Consider the following 21,313-nt stretch of genomic DNA (forward strand, 5'->3'; position numbering starts at 1 on the left):
GAGGAATATTTTTGTAAACATGAAAGGAGATGGATGTATGAATGAAACATTGCAGCAATACATGATGCTTGTCAAGGAAAACTACGACACGATCAATGGACCTGATTACGCAGGCAAAGAGGAAGACATTGAAAAGCGAAAAAAACAAATCGAGCTTTACGCCAAAACGCTCCAGCAAGGTTTTTCAACAGATGACGACTATGATGAATTCGCAGATGCCGTGATTAAATGCGCATACGGAGATCTGACAATGGAAGAATTAGAAACGGTTTATCGGGAATTAACGTCTTCATAATCAATAAAATAAGGGGGAGAAGAACCATGAAAGATACGATCATGAAGACAGACCGGATGATTTTGCGAAAAATGAGGCGTGATGACGCCGAAAACCTGCTCGAAATCTTTTCTGACCCGACAGCCATGGAATATTATCCATCGACAAAGAATGAAAAACAGACATTGCAATGGATCGACTGGACACTTGAAAACTATGAAAAACATGGAACCGGCCTGTGGGTTGCCGAACATAAACAAACAGGCGAATTTCTAGGTCAATGCGGCATCGTGCCACAGGAAGTCGAAGGATCGGACGAAATGGAAATCGGCTATTTGTTTAAACGGAGCGTCTGGAAAAACGGCTATGCAACCGAAGCAGCATCAGCATGCAAACAGTATGGATTTGAGGCATTTCACCTGAAAAAAATCGTATCTTTACCTGATGCGAAAAATCTGCCGTCCAGAAAAGTTGCCGAACGAATCGGCATGACTTTAGAAAAAACGATACATAAATGGGGAAAAGAAATTGCCGTATATTCAGTTTATCGATAAAATTTTTTATTCTGTCTCACTAACTTGAGTATACTTTGAGATTGAGACAGAATTTCTTTTCAATCCTTAACTTCCGAGAATATATATTATGTAAACTAGAAAGAAATGAAGGTCAGGATTATGCAATGTTCCTCCATCAGCTGTACGACACAAAACCCTTGGTTGCATTAGCCCTTGAACTACTTTCACTAAACAGTTCTTTGACATAAAATGCAGCCATAATTTCCATTCCTATAACCCATTCTTCGCAAACTCCTTTAACTTACATTGTAATTTTGGCTGGTTCTCTCAACTTTACTTTACTGATTTGAAATGTTCACAACATTATATGTAATAGTTCATTGACTTCAACAACAGCATTCACATGTAATGTATTAACTTCATTCCATACATTAAGCATGCAGTTTGCATATTCATTTAGTTTTAATTGGACGCGATTCTCCCAAATCAACACTCATCTCAGTATCTAGACAAAAGCTTGTATCACTTAAAAACAATGCCTGAAATATGAGAGAGCCGATAACCGCGTAATAGGGTTATCGGCTCTGTGTCTGTACGGCTAGCTCTTTGACATGCGTTTATCAGCAACCTCTCGGCTATGTCACTTGTTGCTGGTCTTCTTGATCAAGTCCACGCCATCGTATGCCAGACTTTCCACACTTGCAGCCTTCTGCAGTATGTAATGATCAAAAAAGTTCTTCGTATAGTTTGTAACAAGATTTCGCATCTCCATAGCATCCCGTTCGCCTCTGAGTTCCTCATTAACACTGGTAAACACGATGTCGCAGTAATCTAAATGCGCAACACGATCAACAGAGAAATAATAGGTTTCCATGCTGTTGTTAGCGCCAATGATCGCATTCATATTATAGTTAGGTTCAGAAAACAGTAGCAAAAAGGGTTTCTTCAGGTCGCTGTCGCGAAGGCCGAACGCACCGCTATCCAAGCCAATCCCGCAGGCGAACCGGTCGTCGTCCCGGCAAACAATCGCCGTCGTAGGCCCTCCATAAGAATGTCCGACTATGCCCATGCCGATGTCAAGCAACAATCTGCCCTTAAAGATGGAATTCAGTTCTCCAGAGTCCAGTTTGTAAAGATAATCGGCTACATACCTTACATCTTCTGCCTGTAATTCACTATACTTTGTTAACTTGGCAAGTATCGGCAGTGTAAGCACGTTACGGCACATCTCAATGGCAGTTTCATCGTCAGGCCGCATCTCCATCTTACCAGCCAACGCCAGCATCTCCGGATCTTCAGAAAACGCCATAATGGCATCCGAAAAATCCTTTGATACATTAAACAGGCGCCCATCTTTACGCTTATACATCGTGCTATTCTGATGGCCGATGCTTACCACAACATATCCCATGCTTGCCAAGTCTGTACAGATCACTGTACCCCATTCTGGAGAACCGCCCCCGCCGCATACATAGAATAACACCGGATAGCGCTTTTCCTTCCCGGAGAGAGCAAGGTCGTCGTAACACTGGGTCTTGATATCTATAGAGTAAGCATCCTTCAACGCAGTGAGAAGTGGCTGCTCATCAAGCATTTCGTAGACCTCAGGAAACATGTACGTTGATGCAGTCTTGCCTTCGCTACTGTCGGACGGATAGTACACAAACGCCGTCAGTTCTCTTTTTGAGTGGTCTGATGCCGTGTAATCAAAATCCATCTGGGTTCGACCGACAGTATAGCCGCCAATTGGTTCTGGAAATGCGTCATAAGTTTTCATTTTCTTGTTCCCCCTTAATTAATAAAAGTCAGCAAAGTACTTGCTGAAGATTCAAAGAAAAGCCACAATTTTATATAGACACTTCTTAATGGAGGTAACTTAAAATTAATTTGTTATTATAAAAATGGGGGACGGTAATAGACTAAAGTTAGTGAAATAAGAGCTTCTACAAATGAAATCGAAATGATAATCTTATGATTCACAGGTGATTTTCTAGATATTAACTTTTGACCGATATAGTTTAGGAAATAAAACACAAGAAAGAAGCATACGATTCCAAAAATAACTCCAGACAAGCGGCCTCCCCCCTTCTGCCTTTCAACCATGGATTCCAGCTCTAAATTAAATCAGATGCACCTACAACAGTCCGCGCCAAAAAATATCAAATGATATCTCTAAAGACCGTTCAAATGATTGTTTGTTTTCGTATACCAGTTGAATGTTAAGCCCGTCATAAAGCGTAATAAAGCCTATCGCACATTTCTCCGGCGGACAGTTCACATCCGATTCCTTAAAAACATTCGCTACCTGTTCTTTTAAAGTATGCAGATATAAAAGGTATTGGGCTGAAATAAAATCGCTTACTTCAGCAGGCGCCTTAAAGGACATTGCCTGCAAAAAAGCTACATTTGGCAATGCATGAAAACGGACTTGGGTTTCTTTTAAAAAGTCATATATTTGACTCTTTGCAGGTATATGTTTTCTTGAATCGAAGAATTCGTTGATAAATGAAATTTCCTCTTCCACAATCTCAGGGTATATTTCTATCAGCAGCTCTTTTTTTGACGAAAAATGATAAGCGAGAGATTGTTTTCTGATTCCCAATTCTTTTGCAATATGCGACATTTTGACTCCCTCATATCCCAATTCATTAAATTGGCGAACCGCTGTACGCTTTATATTCTCTCTGGTCAATATACCGTCCTCCCCTATTTTTCAGGCTGTTTTTCTCTTCATGCAGATATATAAAATATATAATAAAAGAAACAGAAGGTACATGAAAATGGCGGTAATATAGATCTCCCGATAGGAATAAACCGTCGCCACCAAACCTAATAATAAGGACCCTCCGCCAATCCCCATATCGAAAAAATTAAAGAACGTTCCCATTGCATCCTCATGTTCATGCTCTTCCACAAGATTGATACACCATGTTTGGACGGCGGGAAATATTGAGCCGAAACCAAACCCATAGCATATAGCCGCTGTAAAAAACATTGTATTTGTTTGTGCGAAATATAATATTGACAGCCCTGCTATGGAAAACAGCGAGGCGGGAATAAGGATGGCGGCAGCTCCGCATCGGTCAAATACCCTGCCGGAAATAAGCCGTATAAAAAAACTGGCTCCTGCAATCAAAAAGAAAAACATCCCGACACTTTGAAACCCCTTTTCAATCGCATAGAGCGAAAAGAAAGACATAATTCCAGATGCAGCAATACCAACGAATAAAATAAGAATTGACGGAAGCAGCACACGTTTTTCTAATACTTTTAACTTTGCAGTGCCCTTTCCGCCAGTATCCTTTGTTTCCGGCTGTCTGCGCACGAAAACAGCCATTAGCGCCGCCAGCAAAAGAACGGACATCCCGCCTAAAAAAAGTCTTTGAAAATTATAAAGCTCCAGAGTCGCGATACCGATCATCGGTCCAACGGAAACAGCAATTGTCTCACCTACTCCAAAATATCCAATGCCTTCACCCCTGCGCTCTTTAGGAATAATTTCAGCTGCGATTGTTGCAAAATAGGTCGTCGCTAATCCAAACCCGGCGCCATGTATTAAGCGAATCAGTAATAAAGCGGTGACATCAGACGCCAGGTAATAGGCGCCTGTTGAGAAAGCGCTGATCACAAGTCCTAAAATGAGCAAATATTTTTTATTGAACCGTAAAGCCAATGCCCCTGCAAAAGGACGAACAGCAATTGCAGAGATCATAAAAATACCCGTGACATAGCCGACTTGTTTTGCCCCTCCTCCAATAGCCGTCACAAACAAAGGCAATGTCGGCAATAACATTTCAAATACCATAAACAAGAAAGCATTTGCAAGCGTCACAAAAACAAATGACAATGACCATATTTTTGCAGTATTTATTTTTTCTACATTCAATTCCATTTGGCTACCTCTCACTCACTGATTTTATTTTTCTTCTTAAGCATTCACTTTAACTGACCACAGTCAGTTTGTAAATATAATTTTATAAAATTTAAGCTATTAATAAGCAGAATTTAAAAAATAAAACTTGATTAAACTGACTGTTGACAGATAGAAGTTGAGTCGCAAAGGGTATCTTCCAATAAATAAAAAAGCTACTCTCAAAGAGTAGCTTTTGTGGTGCGTGCAGGCATTAAACTTCCATACGCTTCATAAATTAAGCCTGTTTTCCTATGAAATTATTTAACGACCGGCCAAGCCGGTGAAGCCGGATCTAATGTAAAGTCATAAGACGTCTCGTCGCGATACATCGGATCGGCATAAATCGAGTCTTGATCTTGATTTGTTGCATTTTGATACGACGAAAACGAGTTGTATTCATTCTGTTTCCAAATCCACAGACCGTCTTTGCCGGCTTCCTTGTGGTACACGTTATGATTCACTTTATTTCCTTCATTTTTCGTAAAGTCGTTTGCGATAAATATTCGCGAATCGCTTGCTGTGATGATGTTCTTTTCAATTTTGTTGCTTTTTGTGTCATACTGGAGCAAAAGTTGTCCGCCGTCCAGCCCCTTTGTATCATTGCGGTAAACAATATTGTGCGCAATAACAGAATGGCTGGTGCCTCCCCGCTTTTGGTCGTATCCGCCGATAGAAATGCCCGTGTACGCATTCTCATACACTTTGTTGTCGGTTATTTGAATATCATCAGCATATTTCCCTTTATGTTCAGACGTTGCTTCTATCCCGATATCGTTGCCGTAGACCGTGTTTTTCTTAATGTCAATGCTTTGTCCTCCGTCAACATAAATTCCGCCCGCAGAGTAATCATCCCCATAGGCGGGATTTCCGTAAGTGGAGTTATTGTAAACCGTGTTGTTTTCTACGATACCGTTGCGCACAAAATCGTTTTGAGCGGCCGTTCCTTCATAACCGATCAGATCAATTCCAATGTTGTTGTTGTCGCGAACCATATTGCCTCTCACCGTGAAACCGTCAATGTTTCCGTTCAGCACAACCGCTTCACTCGCTCCGAGTGTCAGCTTTTCAACCGTATTGTCCTCGATCTTAATGTCTTTCATGCTGCCGGAGCCATAGACGGCAATCCCGTGGGCATTGCCGTCATCCGCTGTTGTTTTTATATCCCGGACGTGATTGTTTTTAATGGTAATATGACTGCTGGAGCCTGAAACATAAATTCCCATGGCGGTTGCTTCTTCCGATGAAACGGAAAGGTCTTGAATCGTAAGGCCGCTGATTGTGATGTACTGTTGATTGTGAATCTGAATGAGCGGTGTTTCATATTCAGCGTCCTGAATAGATTTTCCGCTGATGACGACTTTTTCATTCTCATAGTTTTGAAATGTGATAGGCTTTTCAGCTGACCCGCTCTCCTTCACATCAAGCGTTTCATGATACGTGCCTTCCCGAATCATAACAGTTGTGCCAGGGACAGCTTTTTTTGCTGCATGTCCCAGAGTTCGAAACGGCTTTTCTTTCGTTCCTTCATTTTGATCATTTCCATCGGGGGAAACATACAAGCTGTTAGCCGGTTCTGCTTCTTTTGCTCCGGTCTTATCGTAAGCAAAAGCGATGATAACAGAAACTAAAATACACGCTGATAAAATAAAATACCATTTTCTCATACTCAGCTCTCTTTTCTTTTCAAAATGGATAAACTAACACCATTATAGAATATCCATTTATGGAAAACCATCGCAAACATTTGAAAGAAAAAGGCAACCCTTTGATCACAGGGTTGCCTCCATGTTTATGAGTTTATTCAGCACTTCCGCAGCCTATGAATAATATAGCCGCCTATTCCTCCTAGAATCGCCGGAAGCACCCATCCTAATCCGATGTCATACATCGGGAGAAACTGATTGAAAACTTGATTAATAGCTGCAATTTTGAGTCCGGCAGCATTCAGGCCGTCAAACAGGCTGATGATAAAGGTCATTATCAGACTGCCTTGATACACTTCCCTCTTCCCTTTAAATAAGGGATGTAAAAATGTTAAGAATATTAAAGAAATCGCAATGGGATACAAAGTTGTTAAAACCGGCATTGAAACGTTAATCAGCTGTGTTAATCCTATATTTGCTACAAGGGTGCTGAACATTGATAAGATGACAGCAATTTTTTTGTAGGAGATGTTTGGAAACAAGCCGTGGAAAAACGAAGAGCATGCTGTGATGAGTCCCACACTTGTTGTCAGACATGCCACTGTGATCATTAAGCCCAAAAAAACGGAACCATATGGTCCGAAATAATAGGATGAAACCTTCGCTAAAACCTCGGCTCCATTTTCTAATAGACCCAGTTTTTCAACGCTGGAAGCCCCCATGTATGAAAGCGCTGAATAGATCAGAGCCAGGAGCGCTGCTGCAATCGCCGTCGATTTTGCACAAACGATCATGAGCTGTTTTTTGGAGACCGCTCCCTTCTCTTTCATGGCGTTCACAATGATGATTCCAAATACAAAAGCGACAAGGGCATCAAGTGTAAAGTAACCTTCTTTGAACCCTTTAAAAAACACGTGTGATGCATATCCTGCAGACGGAGCTTGAAAGCTTCCGATTGGATGAATAATTGCCGTAACGACGAGTAATCCGATAAATGTTAATTTAATAGGAGTTAAAAATTTTCCGATAACATCAATAATTTTAGTTGGATTCAGAGACAGCAAGCAGGCCACCGTGAAAAATAATACGGTAAATATGATTAAGGCGACAGGGCTTGCATCATGAGATAAAAAAGGTTTAACCCCTATTTCAAACGATACATTACCGGATCTGGGAATCGCGAAAAAAGGGCCGATTGCTAAATAGAGAACCGTCGTAAATACAATTCCGAACAATGGATGCACACGACTGGCCAGAGACTGCAAATCATTTTTTCCTGAAAAAACGAATGCGGTAATGGCGAGTAATGGCAATCCGACTCCGGTCACTAAGAATCCTGCATTGGCTGTCCATACATTCTCTCCGGCCATCTGACCAAGCATAGGCGGGAAAATGAGATTTCCTGCACCGAAAAATAATGCAAACAACATTAGTCCTATGATTAGGATAAATGAAAAAGGAATTTTTTTTGCCATCATGAGTCCTCCGATTCGGGTTAAGCTATTAGTGTGTTTGTAGTAGTCAGCAGTGTAGCACGATAAAAATTTCATAAATGAATGTCCTGAATTATCAGTAAATATTAAATAAAAGTACTATCCTACTATAGTAGCTGTTGCTTGTATTGTCAAAGGTTTAGTTTGTAATGATAGAACCGGACGCTCTTTCTTGCTGAAATACAAGATCAAGTAACTTGAAATCTTAAACATGTTCATCAAGTTCAATAAAGTAGTGATTTTTACGATAAGATACGGCATCCATTGTAGCTATCAGATTTTCTCCATGCAAGATGTCGATTCGGTAGAAGCCTGTGCGGAAGTTTCGTTTTTCCTCTTTCGCACGGGCAGTTATCTTGTCTCCTGGTTTAGCTGATTCAATAAACTGGATTGTTGTGGTGAGTCCTAAAGATGTTTTTCCGTATGCATTACATGCCGCTGAAAAAGCGTGATCGGCTAAGGCATAAATGACGGCTCCGTGAACTGTCCCGTAAGCATTTACCATATGGCTTTGTACTTCAAGAACGGCCTCTGCAAGACCTGCCCGAAACTTTGTTAACTCAATTCCCAGCGATCGGGCATACGGATCGTTCTTTACTTGCCTATGGATTTGGTCATAGTGTTTTTCGTGAATGTTCACTTCATCGATTTTTCTCTTCATCATCGTCTCCTCCTTTGGTCATGAGGTTGTTCAATTAAAAACCCATTGCACCAGTATCATATAGATAATCGTTCCTCCGGCAATAGAAAGGAGCATATTTTTCTTCCAAAAATGAAGCAGCGCAACTGCCGCTGCCCCGATCAGTTCGGGGATTCCGCGGCTGCCGGAAAGCAGGCTCACATCCTTAAAACAATAAACGATCAAAAGTCCGATTACCGCTGAAGGAAGCACTTTTCCAAGGTATTGAACATATGTCGGCGTAGGTTTGTCCGATGGAAAAATCATAAAAGGAAGAAACCTTGTCAGCATTGTGCCTAACACGATCATGGCAATCGTGATCATTTGCTGTGTAAAACTCATCGTCATACAGTAACCTCAGCTTTCTCTAATGGTTTTCTAAGGACAGTAAGTACCCCGAGAATGGCCAGCATAGCTGGGATAATGAAGTGATTTCCGCCAAAGATGATCAGACTGACTGCAGAAAGTCCGAGTCCTGCAAGCGCGCTGTGGTGCTTTTTCTCTTTCATCCATTGTTCTATGAAAATTACCACAAAAAGAGCAGTCATCACAAAATCGAGCCCTTCTGTGTTGAACCGGACAAAAGATCCGAAAACGCCGCCGATCGCCGCTCCTATCACCCAATAGAAATGATTGAACAGCGTCACGAAGAACATAAACCAGCCCTTGTCTATATCCTTTGGAACATTTACGGTACAATTGATAGAAAAAGATTCGTCGCACAGTCCATAAATCAGATAAAACTTTTTTCTGCCTGTTCCCCTATACTTATCCAACATAGAAATGCCATAAAACAAATGGCGTGCGTTCACCATGAGGGTTAGAAATAGGGCATTCGTCGGGTTAAAGGCGGCAAGAAGTAAATTGGCCGCAACAAACTCCATTGATCCTGCAAAAATAGCGAAGCTCATTATGATAGGGTAAATTGCATTGAACCCTAAGGAATTCATATAAATTCCATAGGCGATCCCCAAAAAAACAAAGCCTGCAAGAATAGGTACGGTATATGGAAAAGCCGCTCGACATGCACTCCATATATGATCTCTTTTTGTCACATGGTTCACATCCTCTGTTACCAGCTTTATTCCATACAAATTTAACATACGAAATCCATACAATAAACAAGATAATTGTATGGATTACAATTATTTAGTTTAAAAAAAGCCCCATTTTCAGGGACTTTTACAGATCGGGCCTCCTTTAATTGTCCCCTCTTTAAAACTTCCCGTTCTGCATTTGAATTCCAAACTATTGATGATATTATTGTATGGAATTTAAATGTAGGAGGAGCAAAATGCCAGTCAATTCGTTTGACAACTATCCAATGTCTTGGAAACCTGATAAGAAAGCATTGAAGCGTCCTTATTATTATTCGATTGCGACATTGCTTGAAGAGGATATCGTAAACGGTTTTTTGGCGCCTGGGACAAAGCTGCCTCCGCAACGGGAACTGGCAGATTTTCTTGATTTAAACTTTACCACGATTACACGCGCCTACAAACTATGTGAGTTCAAGGGGCTGATTTATGCTGTCACCGGAAGCGGCACCTTCGTCGCTCCTAATGCTGCCCGCTCTATCACCATTTCCGCAGATAAGGTGACAAACTGCATTGATCTCGGATTTGTAGCCTCTTTTGAGCAAACCAACGGAATGGTAGCGGAGGTTGTTCAAAAAGCTGCAGATAAAAGCTATTTGGAGAAGCTAATGGACTACAATGACCCGACTGGTATTCCGCATCAAAAAACGGCAGGGCTAAACTGGATGGAATCTTTCGGTATTCACGCAGACCAAGAACATATTGCGATTGTTTCCGGTGCTCAAAATGCGTTGGCCATTGCATTGACCTCGCTGTTTGACCCTGGTGACCGCATTGCAACTGACCTATACACGTATTCGAACTTTATTGAGCTGGCCAAAATGCTCCATATTCAATTGGTACCTGTTTCCGGTGACCAGTATGGAATGCTGCCGGATGAACTTGAAAAGCAGTGCTGCCAGACGAAAATTCACGGCATATTTCTGATGCCCTCATGCTGTAATCCGACAACCGTGATGATATCAGATGTTCGAAAGCATGAATTAGTGGAGGCCATCCGCAAGCATGATTTGCTGTTGATCGAGGATGATATTCATGCGTTTCTGACGGCAGGGATTGTATCAGATTATCAGCAGCCAATGTTTAGTTTGCTTCCAGATCAGAGCATATACATTTGCAGCACCTCAAAGTCGATATGCTCCGGGTTAAGAGTTGCCTATATGGTGTATGGGGATGCTTTACGGGAAAAGATATTGCAGGGCATTTTTAACATCAATGTCAAAACGTCATCTTTAGATGCGGAGGTCATTACTGAGCTGATTTTATCAGGTAAGGCTCATGAAATCGTTGCTCAAAAGAAAAAGCTTGCACAGTCGGCCAATGATCTTTATGCGGCATATTTTCCTGTAACTGAGCCTGGTGAACATCCTCTTAGTTTATACCGATGGCTTCCGATTGAAGAGCATGCTGACTCATCACAATTGGAGACGGATTTGAGGAAGCGTGGGATTCGGGTTTTTCATTCCGACCGTTTTCTCAGCGGGCAGACGACGCGCGAAAAATATTTGCGCATTGCGCTTTCTTCTACAAATTCATTAGATGAGCTGAAATTAGGGTTGGATATATTAAAACAGTATCTCGGATAAGTTGATTAATTACGGCCTTGCCAACATGTATGCATGAAGATAGCTCTTCCCTATGAAGATAATTTACAATTCTGTTACATCATGTAAAATGGTAATTTGAAAAGAAATCTTACATTTGGGAGGTTGTGAAATGCCATATAGAATGAAGCTGTATGTCCATCCGCTCCGCTTAAATTGCCGGATCAGGCGAAAAAAGGCCAGTCAAATAAAATGACTGGCCTCTCTGTATTACATATGATTTACAAAGTGGAGATATCAATCACGAATCGATAACGCACATCGCTGCGAAGTACGCGCTCATACGCTTCATCTTGCGGAGCGATGCCGTGTTCAGCAGCGAAATCAAGCATCTCTTGTGTCTCGCGAATGCCGCCGACTAGCGAACCTGGAATGCTGCGGCGGCCCATAATTAAGGAAAACACACTGTATTGATCCGGTTCTGCCGGCGCGCCGACGTTAACAAGTGTTCCATCTACGCGAAGAAGCGATAAATAGCATCAACGTCCAGATTGGCGGACACCGTGTTTAAAATGAGGTCAAAACGGCCCGGCCAGTTCAATAAATACAGTAGGATCACTAGTTGCAACATAATGGTCTGCGCCAAAACGCAAGGCTTCTTCTTGTTTATTCAAAGAGCGGCTCAGGACCGTTACTTCTGCCCCCATGGCATGCGCGAATTGGATGGCGACATGGCCGAGTCCCCCCATTCCAACAACGGCAATTTTCTTGCCGGGACCTGCGTTCCAATGCTTCAAAGGAGAGTACGTGGTAATGCCCGCGCATAAGAGCGGGCTGGCAGCATCCAAGTTCAGACTGTCCGGAATGCGGACAACGAAATCTTCTTTGACCACGATGTACTGGCTGTAACCGCCGTATGTCGGATGACCATCGTAGTCTAAACAGTTATACGTTTGGATCACGCCTTTCGTACAAAATTGCTCCTCTCCGCTCCGACAGTATTCACATTCGCCACAGGAGTCGACGAAGCAGCCGACCCCGACGCGGTCACCGACAGCAAATTTTTTAACGTCTGGTCCTACTGCTTTGACAATGCCGGCGATTTCATGTCCCGGAACCATTGGAAAGATTCCGCCTCCCCATTCATCATAACTCTCCTTGCTTTTTTCGATTAAGGCTGCGAATAAGCTGCATCTACAGAATAATCGTTAAAGTCCACTTTAACGCAAGGGTTTTTGTGAAATTTCCTGATAAAAGCCGTCTCCAGCCTGCGCTGGAAACGGCTTTTTTTAGAGTTGCAAAGGGTGTGACTTGTATACGGATAAACGGCCTGTTTACATATCCCACCAAAAGGACTCGGGAAGCGAGTATTGGCCGTTTAACAGGATTGTTTCACCAATCGCGGGAGCAACCATGTTGGCGCCTTTTTTCTCAGCTTCTTTCAAAGCACGTTCAATCGGCTCTTTCCAGCCATGATAGGCGAGGGTGAACGCGCCCCAGTGAATCAACATCATGTTCTTTCCTTTTACATCTTTGTGGGCCTGTACAGATTGTTCGGGTGTCATATGAATCCCGGACCAGCGTCTGTCATATTGACCGCCCTCCATTAAGGTGATATCAAAAGGGCCGTATTTTTTGCCGATTTCCTTAAAATGTTCATCATATCCCCCGTCACCGCTCGTATAAAAACGCGTATGCTTTCCGAGGATAACCCAGCCGCCCCACAGGGTCGTGTTTCGATTCAACAATCCTCTACCCGAAAAGTGTTTGGACGGTGTCAAGGATATCGTCAAACCTTGAAACTCCGTTTCATCCCACCAATTGAGCTCTGTGATTTTTTCTTTCTCAACTCCCCACCGTATCAAGTGTGCGCTGACTCCGTGGGGAACGAAGAAATGACCGGCCTTTTCCTTCAGCTTTAAGATGGATGGATAATCTAAGTGATCATAATGATCATGTGTGATCAAGACGGCGTCAATCGGCGGCATATCATCGACCATATGCAGGATGTCTTCGCTGTAGCGTCTGCTTCCGATAAATGATACGGGTGAAGCGATTGAACCCAGCATAGGATCTACGAGTATTTTTTTGCGGTCGATGCTCAGTAAAAAAGCGGAATGTCCAAACCATGTTAAGCTGTCTTCGTTATCTTTAACTGTGCTCCAATCGATCTTAGAAACAGGGATTTGACCGGAAGGGTTGCGTTCCTTGCCGCCGGAAACAGCGTCTCTCATCATCGAGAAAACGCCGGAGATTCCACCCATATCCATCTTTTCCGGAGTCTGATTGACAAATTTGCCATCTGCATAATTGTCAAAGTTTTGATACAGCTTTTTTTGTTCTGTGCTTGGATTTCCCCCAAACACGGGGTGTAAATTGATGAATAACAAAACAGCCGCGCAAAATACGATGATAAAAATGAATAAAAACATCATGATTTTTTTCATTGTTCCTTCCTTTTTAGGATGATATCTTGCTGCTTCCTATTCTACCGATTATACTTGCATCATCGCCAGTGTAACGCTGTACTGTTTGAGATAATACCATCGTAGCTGAATACCGTGCATAACTAAACAGCGAATAAAAATTTAAAGAACCCTTCGAATTTGAAGAGTTCTTTTTTGAGGCACCTTGACATAGACAAGTCATGTGCCACATTTCTTTTTAAATGAAGGTTTCCATTCTGACAAGTCCTGATAAACAAATGTTATATTGTCACATATTTCATAAGCAACTTCATACATATGTTCTATATCCTTAGCTGTAAATAATATACTTCCTTTGCGCCCTGTACTGTCAACAATAGGTGATATGGTGTCACCCTCTTTTACAAATAGATCAATTAATACGACCTCGGAAATGTTAGCTAGCTCATTGTATTTGATTTCTTTTATGCAACCTGGTTTTGGAATCAAGCTTAAAGACATAGCTTGACATTTTGAAGGTGCACATCTAAATTCATCTATAGTCTTGGTAGCTAACGCATCATAATAGTATCCAAATTGAGATATGCCGGTTGTTAGTTCCACCATTTTCCATATGTTTCCGCCACCTATCCTAACTTGAGACTCTATGATTATTGGCTTTTTTTGTTTGTCTAACTTTACCTCTGTATGAGTAATGCCGTCTTCCAGTTGCATGTCCTCCAAAAATAGCATTACTTTCTCCATAATTAATTTTTTTTGGGATTCATCTATAGGTGCCGGCATAATAGTATAGTTTATTATAAACGTATCTTCTTTAAATATTTCAGCTGATATAGCTAGTATAGAGTGTTTTTTGTTATAAGAAACGGTTTCGACCGTATAAACTACGTCACCTTCAACGTACTCTTCCACTAAAACAGGTAGTTGAATACCATTATCTTTAATAAATACCTCTACGTTATCTCCCGTGTCTAGCTTAGACACTCCTATACCACCTGCACCAATCGGAGGCTTTATTATAATGCTGCCTTTTTTGTTCAAAAATTCATCAATGTCTTTTATGTTATTGCAAACTGTCGAATCTATCGAAAAGTCTTTGCCTGCTAGAATTTCACGCATCATGTCCTTATTGCGGGTTATCATATTAGCATTGTAAGAAGGTCCTTTAACATTAAAAATCTTTGCAATTATGCAAGCCGTATCTAAGGCTGCTTCGTTGAAAGATACTACCACCTCAAATGGTTTCTCTTTGTACAATTCTTCAGCATAGTATACAGACAAGGGTATATTTGTTGTGTCTATTTCTTTTTTATAGAAACACTTTTCTAAAATAGTTCCATCAAAGTATATGTGTTTAGTGTAAGACCCTATATACGAAACAGTATACCCCCTATCTAAAGCATCTTGTATAGGTTTTGTCCATCCCCCTATAAATAAAATGTGTGGTGTATTTTCTATGTCGATTCCTTTTGATATCTTATACATCATAATCATCTCCTCTATAATGAACTCGTATATTCAATTTCGGTTCCTTTTGATACGCCTCGCCTTAACAACATCATTAAACACAATGTTGTTCCGAAGCCCCCTATAAATAACGTAGTTTGAAGCCCGAATATAGAAACTAAAAATGCACTAGCAAAACTTCCTAATGCCCAAGCTCCCCAATTAAGCGTACGCTGTACAGCATTTACTCTGCCTAGCATGTGACTTGGTGAAGCAAGTTGTCGTATGGTTGCAGAGTAAGGGCCAAATACACCTTCTCCCATGCCATGTATGATACTTGCAGCTACTATACCGTAAACGGTTCCCAAATATCCCATTATCGGTATAAAGGCCAGACCGATAACTGATACAGTAGCGCTATAAATAAGCATTTTTGTATTATTAATTTGTTGACTTTTTTTCATGAGTAATGTATTGCCTATTAAAAATCCCACCGCTGCTGAACCTACAACAAAGCCTATTTCAAGTTCAGATAGACCCATTACCTTATAAAGGAATATTACTAAAATACTATTTAGTATGTATTTAAAAAAACCGTAAACAGCGCCACAGCTTACAATTGGTTCTAATACAGGGTGTTTTTTAAAATATATCAAACCTTCATATATGTCTTTGTATACGGATTTTATATTTGCGTTTTTTAAAGAGCCCTCTGTATGCGGTTTAAACTTTGAAATAAATAATACAAACACAAAACAAACAAAATACGTTACTGCGTCAACAGTGAAAGAGCCTGTTAATCCAACTAGAGTAATAACGATTCCTGCTAGCATAGGACCAATTACTATAGAGAGAGACTCTGAAAGAGCTAGTAGTGCATTTCCTTTTTTTAAGTTGTCTTTATCTGTTAATATTTCAGGCAAGAAAGAGGGAATTGCAATGTTGTAAAACGTAGTAAATACTCCATTCAAAAACATGAGAAACACCAATAAAGGGAACGTTATTATATTTGTTACAGTCAGTATGAATACTGCTAAAAATAAAACGCCTTGACATATACTACAAATTAGCAAAATATTTTTTCTGTGAAGGATGTCTATCAAAGCACCAGCTACTAATCCGAAAATTAGGTAGGGTATGAATATAATCCCACGAAGCATGGCAGCATTTGCCTCACTTGTTTGTAGCACCTCTAATGCAAAAAGAGGCAAAGCTACTATTGTAAACTGGGTACCTAACAAACTTACAGACTGTCCTAGCCAAAGCTTGTAAAAATTAAAATGTATTTTATTTTTCATAATAACCCCCTATTAATTCATATTATTCGAAACCTTTATACGCCAGTTCCCTTATTCAGCATTGTTTTGGGCGTCTCAATTGTTATTAACCTCCATCCATAGTATATCTCCTATGATGACCCTCGTACGCGTTTGCGAATGTAAAAGCAAGATATCAAAATTGTAGTTTTTGTTTTGATGTTCAACTACAGGTGTAATTATATTGAAACAAATGACCTCAGTTTTTTAAAAAGCTGAGGTACTCTCCAATGATCCTAATGAATGTACAGCATCAATAATCAACGAATTTATAAAACCATATCATTGAACAGGAAACATTTATCGTTGAGATTAGTGTGGATTATGAGAATCACGTGGAGGAATTGAAAAATACAATTCTAATTTTGGATTACATATCAAATGAATCCTTACGTCGTCGTATCAGTGAAAAAAGGTGAGACCATGAATGGCCTTGCGAGCGCCTTATTTTTGGGAAACGAGGGGAATTGGGATGGGAACATGTTAATTTTCTTGGAGTATACACCTTTGATATGAAGAATATAGCAAGCTTAGGTTCACTCAGCCCTCTTAATCAATGAATTAAAGCCGATGGTACCTTAGCATATTGTTGGTGGCCCCCAGATAGAAACCGTGGGAGGTTTACAAAAAAAGAGCTGACGTTAATCGTCAGCTCCCGCTTTTAAAATCGGACAGATTCAGAAGGTTGGAAAAACCGGTCCACTGCTTCATCGGTTACATCTGAAACGTGCCGATACTTGTAGTTCGGCGATTGATCACGGTCGATCAGGACGGACCGGACGCCTTCGAAGAAATCGTCGTGCTTCAAAAAGTTCTTCGCCAGCACCAGATCTGTTGCAAAGCATTCTTCCAATGTTTTTTGACGTCCGTCCGCCAGCTGTTTCAATGTGATTTTCAATGAAAATGGCGCTTTGGAAAGCATCGTTTTTTTCACATTCGAGCTAAAAGTGCTTCCTTCGCTTTCGAGCGATTGAAGGATCTCTTCGAGCTTATCATACTTAAAATGCCGGTCAATCGCTTGCTGATCACGGGCGAGCGTGCTTTCTTGGGAGGGCTTCGTTTTCGATTCGCCGATCAGCTGATTGAGCTTTTCTTCAACGTTTACAAGGCGCCAATCTGTTTGTTCCACTGTTTGGATCAATCGTTCTAAAGCGCCGCTCTCCATGTAGGCGTCTGCCCCATTGATATACAGCACGTCTGCCGCATGGATGACAGATGCCGTTAATCCAAGATATCTTCCTATGTGTCCCGGAGCTCTGTTTAAAAAATAGGCTGCCCCGACATCCGGAAAGAAACCGATATTCATTTCAGGCATCGCCCATTTTGTCCTCTCCGTGACAATCCGGTGGCTGGCCCCGTATGTCAGGCCGACGCCTCCCCCCATGACGATCCCATCCAAGCAGGCGATGATCGGTTTCGGAAATCGATGGACTACCATATCGACTTCGTACTCTGTTTCAAAAAAGCACTCGGCTTCTTGCAGGGCCTGTTTTGACGAACGTGCTTCATAGAGTGCCTTAATATCCCCTCCGGCACACAGTCCTTTTGGTCCTGCACCTTTGATGACCACAACAGAAACGTTTTGATCTGTCTCCCACTCGTTTAACTTTTCACCAATCAGACGGACCATGTCGTATGTGAGGGAGTTGAGCGCTTTCGGACGATTCAAAACAATCGCTGCGGCGCCGTTTTGATTAACGGAAAACAGCACATCATCGGACATCTGGATCCACTCCTTTTATGAATGATGAAAGTTTGGTTTGCGCTTTTCGACAAATGCGTGAATTCCTTCTTTGGCGTCTGAAGTGACAAACAGCTCGGCGAATCTGTTTCGCTCTCTCTCCAGTGCCTGTTCCATGCTTTCAGAGGCGCCCTGTACGACACATTCGACGGCGCGCCTCACGCTGGTCATGCTTTTTCCTTCGATAAAAGACGACGCGACCCCTTCTGCCGTCTTCATCAGTTCCTCCCCCTTTACCGCCATCTGCGCAATTTTCAGCTCTACCGCTTCTTGAGCTGAAAGCGTTCGGCCCGTCAGGATGAGATCGAGTGCTGTCGCTGTATCCGTTATGTTGCGAAGCCGCTGTGTACCTCCAAACGCGGGAATCAAGCCGAGCTTTAATTCGGGAAGGCCGAGTGTTGCATCGTCTGATACGATTCTGAAGTGGCAGCTCATTGCGAGTTCCAGGCCTCCGCCAAGAGCCGGTCCGTTTATCGCCGCAATGACGGGCTTATTGGAAGCTTCGATTTCATCACAGAGCGCCTGGCCCCCTTTTGCGAGTGCCAGCCCTAGTTTTTGGTTCCCGAGTTTTGAAACAAATTCTTTTATATCCGCTCCCGCCACAAAAAATCGTCCTTTTCCTGTGACGATGATCGCTTTTGTCTCCTCGTCGCGGGCCAATTCCCGAAAAAGAGAGCGCAATTCGGCGATACAGGAAGAAGAGAGTGTATTTGCCGGCGGATTGTTCAACGTGACGGTCGTGATGCTATGTTCTGTTTTAAGTGTGGCATATTTCAAGTTCAATATTGATCCCTCCCTGTTGAAATAGAAAAGGCCCCTCTGAAAAAATCTGTTGCGCATGAGAGGGAGCCTTATGTTAAGAATTAGAACCAGCGTTCGGTGACGACCTTTTTGCGCGTGTAAAACTGGACGCCATCTTTTCCGTTTGTCCCAAGGTCTCCATAGAAAGAGGCCTTGTTCCCTGCAAAGGAGAAGAATGCCATCGGAGCTGGTACGTTGACATTGACGCCGATCATTCCGGCATCGATTTTGTCGCGGAACTGCTGGGCGCTTTTCCCGCTCGACGTGTAAATGACAGCGCCGTTGGCAAACTTGGATTGATTGGCGAGCTCGATCCCCTCATTAAGGTCTTGCACGCGGACGACGCTCAAGACCGGCGCAAAGATTTCGTCCTGCCAGATTTTCATCTCCGGTGTTACATGATCGAAAATCGTGGCTCCCACAAAATATCCTTCCTGAACATCCGGATTGCGTCCGTCCACGGCGAGTGCGGCTCCCTCTTTTATACCGCTGTCGATATAGTCAAGAACGCGTTCTTTATGAACTTCGCGGATCAGCGGGCCGACAAAGTGATCCTCTGATCTGCCATCCCCTGTCTTCAGCTTCCGTGTTTCAGACACGAGCATTTCCATGAAGTCATCGGCGATGTCATCAACGACCGCCGCGACGGAGCAGGCCATACAGCGTTCTCCGCTGCTTCCGAATGCCGCCCCGATGATGCCTTGAACCGATTTTTCAAGATGACAATCCGGCATCACAATCGCATGGTTTTTTGCGCCGGCCAGAGCCTGAACGCGCTTCCCGTTGGCTGTGCCCGTTTGATACACATATTTTGCGACCGGTTCTGAACCGACGAAGGAGACGGCTTTAATATCATCGTTCTCCAATATTCCGTTTACAACATCCTTTCCTCCATGAACGAGGTTCAGCACACCTTTCGGAAACCCGGCTTCATAAAACAGCTCGACAAGCTTTCCGGCAAGAATAGGAGTGCGTTCCGAAGGTTTCAGGACGAACGTGTTTCCGCAAGCAATGGCGAGCGGAAACATCCACAGAGGAACCATCATTGGAAAGTTAAACGGCGTAATACCGGCGACGACCCCCAAAGGATAGCGCCAAATCGATCCGTCGATGCCCCCTGCTATCGCGGGCAGGGATTCTCCCATCATTAAAGTAGGTGTGGCTGTTGCAAGCTCAACAACTTCGATTCCGCGCTGCACTTCGCCTCGGGCGTCTTTTAACGTTTTGCCGTTTTCCGTCGTAATGATGTCTGCCAATTGTTCTTTTTGCTCTTGAAGAAGCTGCAAATATTTGTATAAAAGTCTCGCCCGATTGGGGACAGGCACAAGTGACCAGGTCTGATAAGCGTGTTTGGCAGCCTGCACGGCATGATCTACATCCGCTCTCACAGATAGGGGCGCATAAGCGATGACGTTTCCGTTTGCAGGATTGACGACTTCTTCAGCTTTCGTACCTGAGGAATTCACCCACTCCCCGTCGATATGGTTCATAATTTTCTTGGCATTCGTTGTGATCATGTGCGTTCTCACCTCTCCTTACCGATAAGTTGTCTTCTGTTCGCTAATTTTTTTGTATAAAACAGACATATCTTTTTCGCCATATCCGTTCTGATCGGCTTCTTCATAGATGCCGAAGAGAATCTTGCTTACCGGCAGTTCAACCTCGTTCTTCTCAGCCAAATCCAGTGCAAAGCCAAGGTCTTTCAGCAGCAGCTTCAAAGAAAAGCCAGGTTCATAGTTTTCATTCGCTATGAAACTTTTATAGTTGCGCTCATAGATTCGGCTCTGCCCATAGCTGACGTTCAGCATCTCAAACAATTTTTCGAGATCGAGATTGCTGTTTTTGGCAAGATGCAAGGCTTCACTGACGCCGGCTGTATAAAAACCGATTAAGAGGTTGTTGATCAGCTTCGTATTCGTTCCGCTGTCGATGTTTTCGTTCACATGAAAAATATTCTCGCCCAATACGTTGAAAATAGGCAATGCTTTATCAAAAACAGACTTCGGCCCCCCGACCATAAAGGTAAGCGTCCGGTTGACCGCTCCGATTACACCGCCGCTGACCGGCGCCGCAAGAAAATCAATTCCTTTGCTTTTCGCTTCCTCTGCAATCCGGATATTCAGTTCAGGAGCGACCGTGCTTGTATCAATCAGAAGGACGCCTGGTTCAGCCAGGTGGACGAGCCCCTTTTTTCCCAGAAAAACCTCCTCTGCAGCTTTTGATGAAGGAAGGCTTGTGAGGATGGCGTCACACTCTTTTACCATCTTTTCAACTGAAATCCCGATCGTTCCCCCTGCATGATGCAAGGCCAATTCAGCTTCTTTGTTAAGATCCGTTCCATACACCGCAAAGTTCTCCTGAAGCAAATTTTTCGACATGGGCAGACCCATGTTGCCCAAACCGATAAACCCGATTTTTTTCAAAC

18 protein-coding genes and 1 pseudogene are annotated in these 21,313 nt (G+C 42.6%); 3 read left to right on the forward strand and 16 right to left on the reverse strand.

Features of this window, described 5'->3' with window-relative positions:
• Positions 1–37: 37 nt before the first annotated feature.
• Together MHH76_RS10395 and MHH76_RS10400 are read left to right on the forward strand one after the other, a co-directional pair.
• A complete protein-coding gene (locus MHH76_RS10395) occupies positions 38–295 on the forward strand; it encodes a YnfE family protein (protein ID WP_023857562.1) in 258 nt (85 codons plus the stop codon).
• A gap of 26 nt (positions 296–321) precedes the next feature.
• Positions 322–828, forward strand: coding sequence for a GNAT family N-acetyltransferase (locus tag MHH76_RS10400; protein WP_026579642.1), 507 nt, complete (start codon positions 322–324; stop codon positions 826–828).
• A 601-nt stretch (positions 829–1,429) separates the two neighbouring features.
• Here the strand turns inward: MHH76_RS10400 and MHH76_RS10405 are convergent.
• The 8 genes from MHH76_RS10405 to azlC form a co-directional block, all read right to left on the reverse strand.
• Positions 1,430–2,566 (reverse strand): choline esterase, encoded by a 1,137-nt coding sequence (locus MHH76_RS10405; RefSeq protein ID WP_023857560.1) that lies wholly within the window; start codon positions 2,564–2,566, stop codon positions 1,430–1,432.
• A gap of 357 nt (positions 2,567–2,923) precedes the next feature.
• Positions 2,924–3,481 (reverse strand): TetR/AcrR family transcriptional regulator, encoded by a 558-nt coding sequence (locus MHH76_RS10410; RefSeq protein WP_023857559.1) that lies wholly within the window; start codon positions 3,479–3,481, stop codon positions 2,924–2,926.
• A 21-nt stretch (positions 3,482–3,502) separates the two neighbouring features.
• A complete protein-coding gene (locus MHH76_RS10415; protein WP_023857558.1) occupies positions 3,503–4,681 on the reverse strand; it encodes an MFS transporter in 1,179 nt (392 codons plus the stop codon).
• A 278-nt stretch (positions 4,682–4,959) separates the two neighbouring features.
• Positions 4,960–6,366: a right-handed parallel beta-helix repeat-containing protein gene (locus tag MHH76_RS10420; protein WP_023857557.1), complete on the reverse strand. Its 1,407-nt coding sequence runs from the start codon at positions 6,364–6,366 to the stop codon at positions 4,960–4,962.
• Between the two features lie 137 nt (positions 6,367–6,503).
• Complete coding sequence (gene brnQ / locus MHH76_RS10425) at positions 6,504–7,820, reverse strand: branched-chain amino acid transport system II carrier protein (RefSeq protein ID WP_023857556.1); 1,317 nt, start codon at positions 7,818–7,820, stop codon at positions 6,504–6,506.
• Between the two features lie 223 nt (positions 7,821–8,043).
• Positions 8,044–8,499: a hotdog fold thioesterase gene (locus MHH76_RS10430; RefSeq protein WP_023857555.1), complete on the reverse strand. Its 456-nt coding sequence runs from the start codon at positions 8,497–8,499 to the stop codon at positions 8,044–8,046.
• A gap of 30 nt (positions 8,500–8,529) precedes the next feature.
• Positions 8,530–8,865, reverse strand: coding sequence for a branched-chain amino acid transporter permease (locus tag MHH76_RS10435; RefSeq protein WP_023857554.1), 336 nt, complete (start codon positions 8,863–8,865; stop codon positions 8,530–8,532).
• Positions 8,862–9,620 carry an azaleucine resistance protein AzlC gene (gene azlC / locus MHH76_RS10440; protein WP_043054325.1) on the reverse strand — a complete coding sequence of 253 codons (759 nt, stop codon included), beginning with the start codon at positions 9,618–9,620 and terminating at the stop codon, positions 8,862–8,864. The genes MHH76_RS10435 and azlC overlap by 4 nt, the downstream gene beginning before the upstream one ends.
• Positions 9,621–9,811: 191 nt before the next feature.
• On the opposite strand from azlC, the gene MHH76_RS10445 reads away from it, so the two are divergent.
• A complete protein-coding gene (locus tag MHH76_RS10445) occupies positions 9,812–11,200 on the forward strand; it encodes a PLP-dependent aminotransferase family protein (RefSeq protein WP_023857552.1) in 1,389 nt (462 codons plus the stop codon).
• A gap of 239 nt (positions 11,201–11,439) precedes the next feature.
• Here MHH76_RS10445 and MHH76_RS10450 read toward each other — a convergent pair.
• From MHH76_RS10450 to MHH76_RS10485, 8 genes and pseudogenes are all read right to left on the reverse strand, one after another.
• Positions 11,440–12,309 (reverse strand): annotated as a pseudogene (locus tag MHH76_RS10450) (NAD(P)-dependent alcohol dehydrogenase); the annotation flags it as partial.
• A gap of 183 nt (positions 12,310–12,492) precedes the next feature.
• Positions 12,493–13,593 carry an MBL fold metallo-hydrolase gene (locus tag MHH76_RS10455; protein ID WP_031305195.1) on the reverse strand — a complete coding sequence of 367 codons (1,101 nt, stop codon included), beginning with the start codon at positions 13,591–13,593 and terminating at the stop codon, positions 12,493–12,495.
• A gap of 210 nt (positions 13,594–13,803) precedes the next feature.
• A complete protein-coding gene (locus tag MHH76_RS10460) occupies positions 13,804–15,069 on the reverse strand; it encodes an ATP-grasp domain-containing protein (protein ID WP_023857548.1) in 1,266 nt (421 codons plus the stop codon).
• A 14-nt stretch (positions 15,070–15,083) separates the two neighbouring features.
• Positions 15,084–16,328 (reverse strand): MFS transporter, encoded by a 1,245-nt coding sequence (locus MHH76_RS10465; RefSeq protein WP_023857547.1) that lies wholly within the window; start codon positions 16,326–16,328, stop codon positions 15,084–15,086.
• 679 nt (positions 16,329–17,007) lie between these two features.
• The gene (locus MHH76_RS10470; protein ID WP_023857546.1) at positions 17,008–18,069 is read right to left on the reverse strand and encodes an enoyl-CoA hydratase/isomerase family protein; all 1,062 of its coding nucleotides are present in this window, start codon (positions 18,067–18,069) and stop codon (positions 17,008–17,010) included.
• Positions 18,070–18,084: 15 nt separating this feature from the next.
• Positions 18,085–18,870 (reverse strand): enoyl-CoA hydratase-related protein, encoded by a 786-nt coding sequence (locus MHH76_RS10475; RefSeq protein WP_023857545.1) that lies wholly within the window; start codon positions 18,868–18,870, stop codon positions 18,085–18,087.
• 80 nt (positions 18,871–18,950) lie between these two features.
• Positions 18,951–20,405: a CoA-acylating methylmalonate-semialdehyde dehydrogenase gene (locus MHH76_RS10480; RefSeq protein ID WP_023857544.1), complete on the reverse strand. Its 1,455-nt coding sequence runs from the start codon at positions 20,403–20,405 to the stop codon at positions 18,951–18,953.
• An 18-nt stretch (positions 20,406–20,423) separates the two neighbouring features.
• Complete coding sequence (locus MHH76_RS10485) at positions 20,424–21,311, reverse strand: NAD(P)-dependent oxidoreductase (RefSeq protein ID WP_023857543.1); 888 nt, start codon at positions 21,309–21,311, stop codon at positions 20,424–20,426.
• Positions 21,312–21,313: the final 2 nt, after the last annotated feature.

It is taken from the genome of Bacillus sp. FSL L8-0193 (assembly GCF_037976065.1).
GTDB lineage: Bacteria > Bacillota > Bacilli > Bacillales > Bacillaceae > Bacillus > Bacillus paralicheniformis.

Bases quoted from the DNA above. Each gene is read 5' to 3' on its own strand.
- MHH76_RS10395 (WP_023857562.1), top strand. From the start codon at position 38: ATGAATGAAACATTGCAGCAATACATGATGCTTGTCAAGGAAAACTAC.
- MHH76_RS10400 (WP_026579642.1), top strand. From the start codon at position 322: ATGAAAGATACGATCATGAAGACAGACCGGATGATTTTGCGAAAAATG.
- MHH76_RS10405 (WP_023857560.1), bottom strand. From the start codon at position 2,566: ATGAAAACTTATGACGCATTTCCAGAACCAATTGGCGGCTATACTGTC.
- MHH76_RS10415 (WP_023857558.1), bottom strand. From the start codon at position 4,681: ATGGAATTGAATGTAGAAAAAATAAATACTGCAAAAATATGGTCATTG.
- MHH76_RS10420 (WP_023857557.1), bottom strand. From the start codon at position 6,366: ATGAGAAAATGGTATTTTATTTTATCAGCGTGTATTTTAGTTTCTGTT.
- brnQ (WP_023857556.1), bottom strand. From the start codon at position 7,820: ATGGCAAAAAAAATTCCTTTTTCATTTATCCTAATCATAGGACTAATG.
- MHH76_RS10430 (WP_023857555.1), bottom strand. From the start codon at position 8,499: ATGAAGAGAAAAATCGATGAAGTGAACATTCACGAAAAACACTATGAC.
- MHH76_RS10435 (WP_023857554.1), bottom strand. From the start codon at position 8,865: ATGACGATGAGTTTTACACAGCAAATGATCACGATTGCCATGATCGTG.
- azlC (WP_043054325.1), bottom strand. From the start codon at position 9,620: ATGTTAAATTTGTATGGAATAAAGCTGGTAACAGAGGATGTGAACCAT.
- MHH76_RS10445 (WP_023857552.1), top strand. From the start codon at position 9,812: ATGCCAGTCAATTCGTTTGACAACTATCCAATGTCTTGGAAACCTGAT.
- MHH76_RS10455 (WP_031305195.1), bottom strand. From the start codon at position 13,593: ATGATGTTTTTATTCATTTTTATCATCGTATTTTGCGCGGCTGTTTTG.
- MHH76_RS10460 (WP_023857548.1), bottom strand. From the start codon at position 15,069: ATGTATAAGATATCAAAAGGAATCGACATAGAAAATACACCACACATT.
- MHH76_RS10465 (WP_023857547.1), bottom strand. From the start codon at position 16,328: ATGAAAAATAAAATACATTTTAATTTTTACAAGCTTTGGCTAGGACAG.
- MHH76_RS10470 (WP_023857546.1), bottom strand. From the start codon at position 18,069: ATGTCCGATGATGTGCTGTTTTCCGTTAATCAAAACGGCGCCGCAGCG.
- MHH76_RS10480 (WP_023857544.1), bottom strand. From the start codon at position 20,405: ATGATCACAACGAATGCCAAGAAAATTATGAACCATATCGACGGGGAG.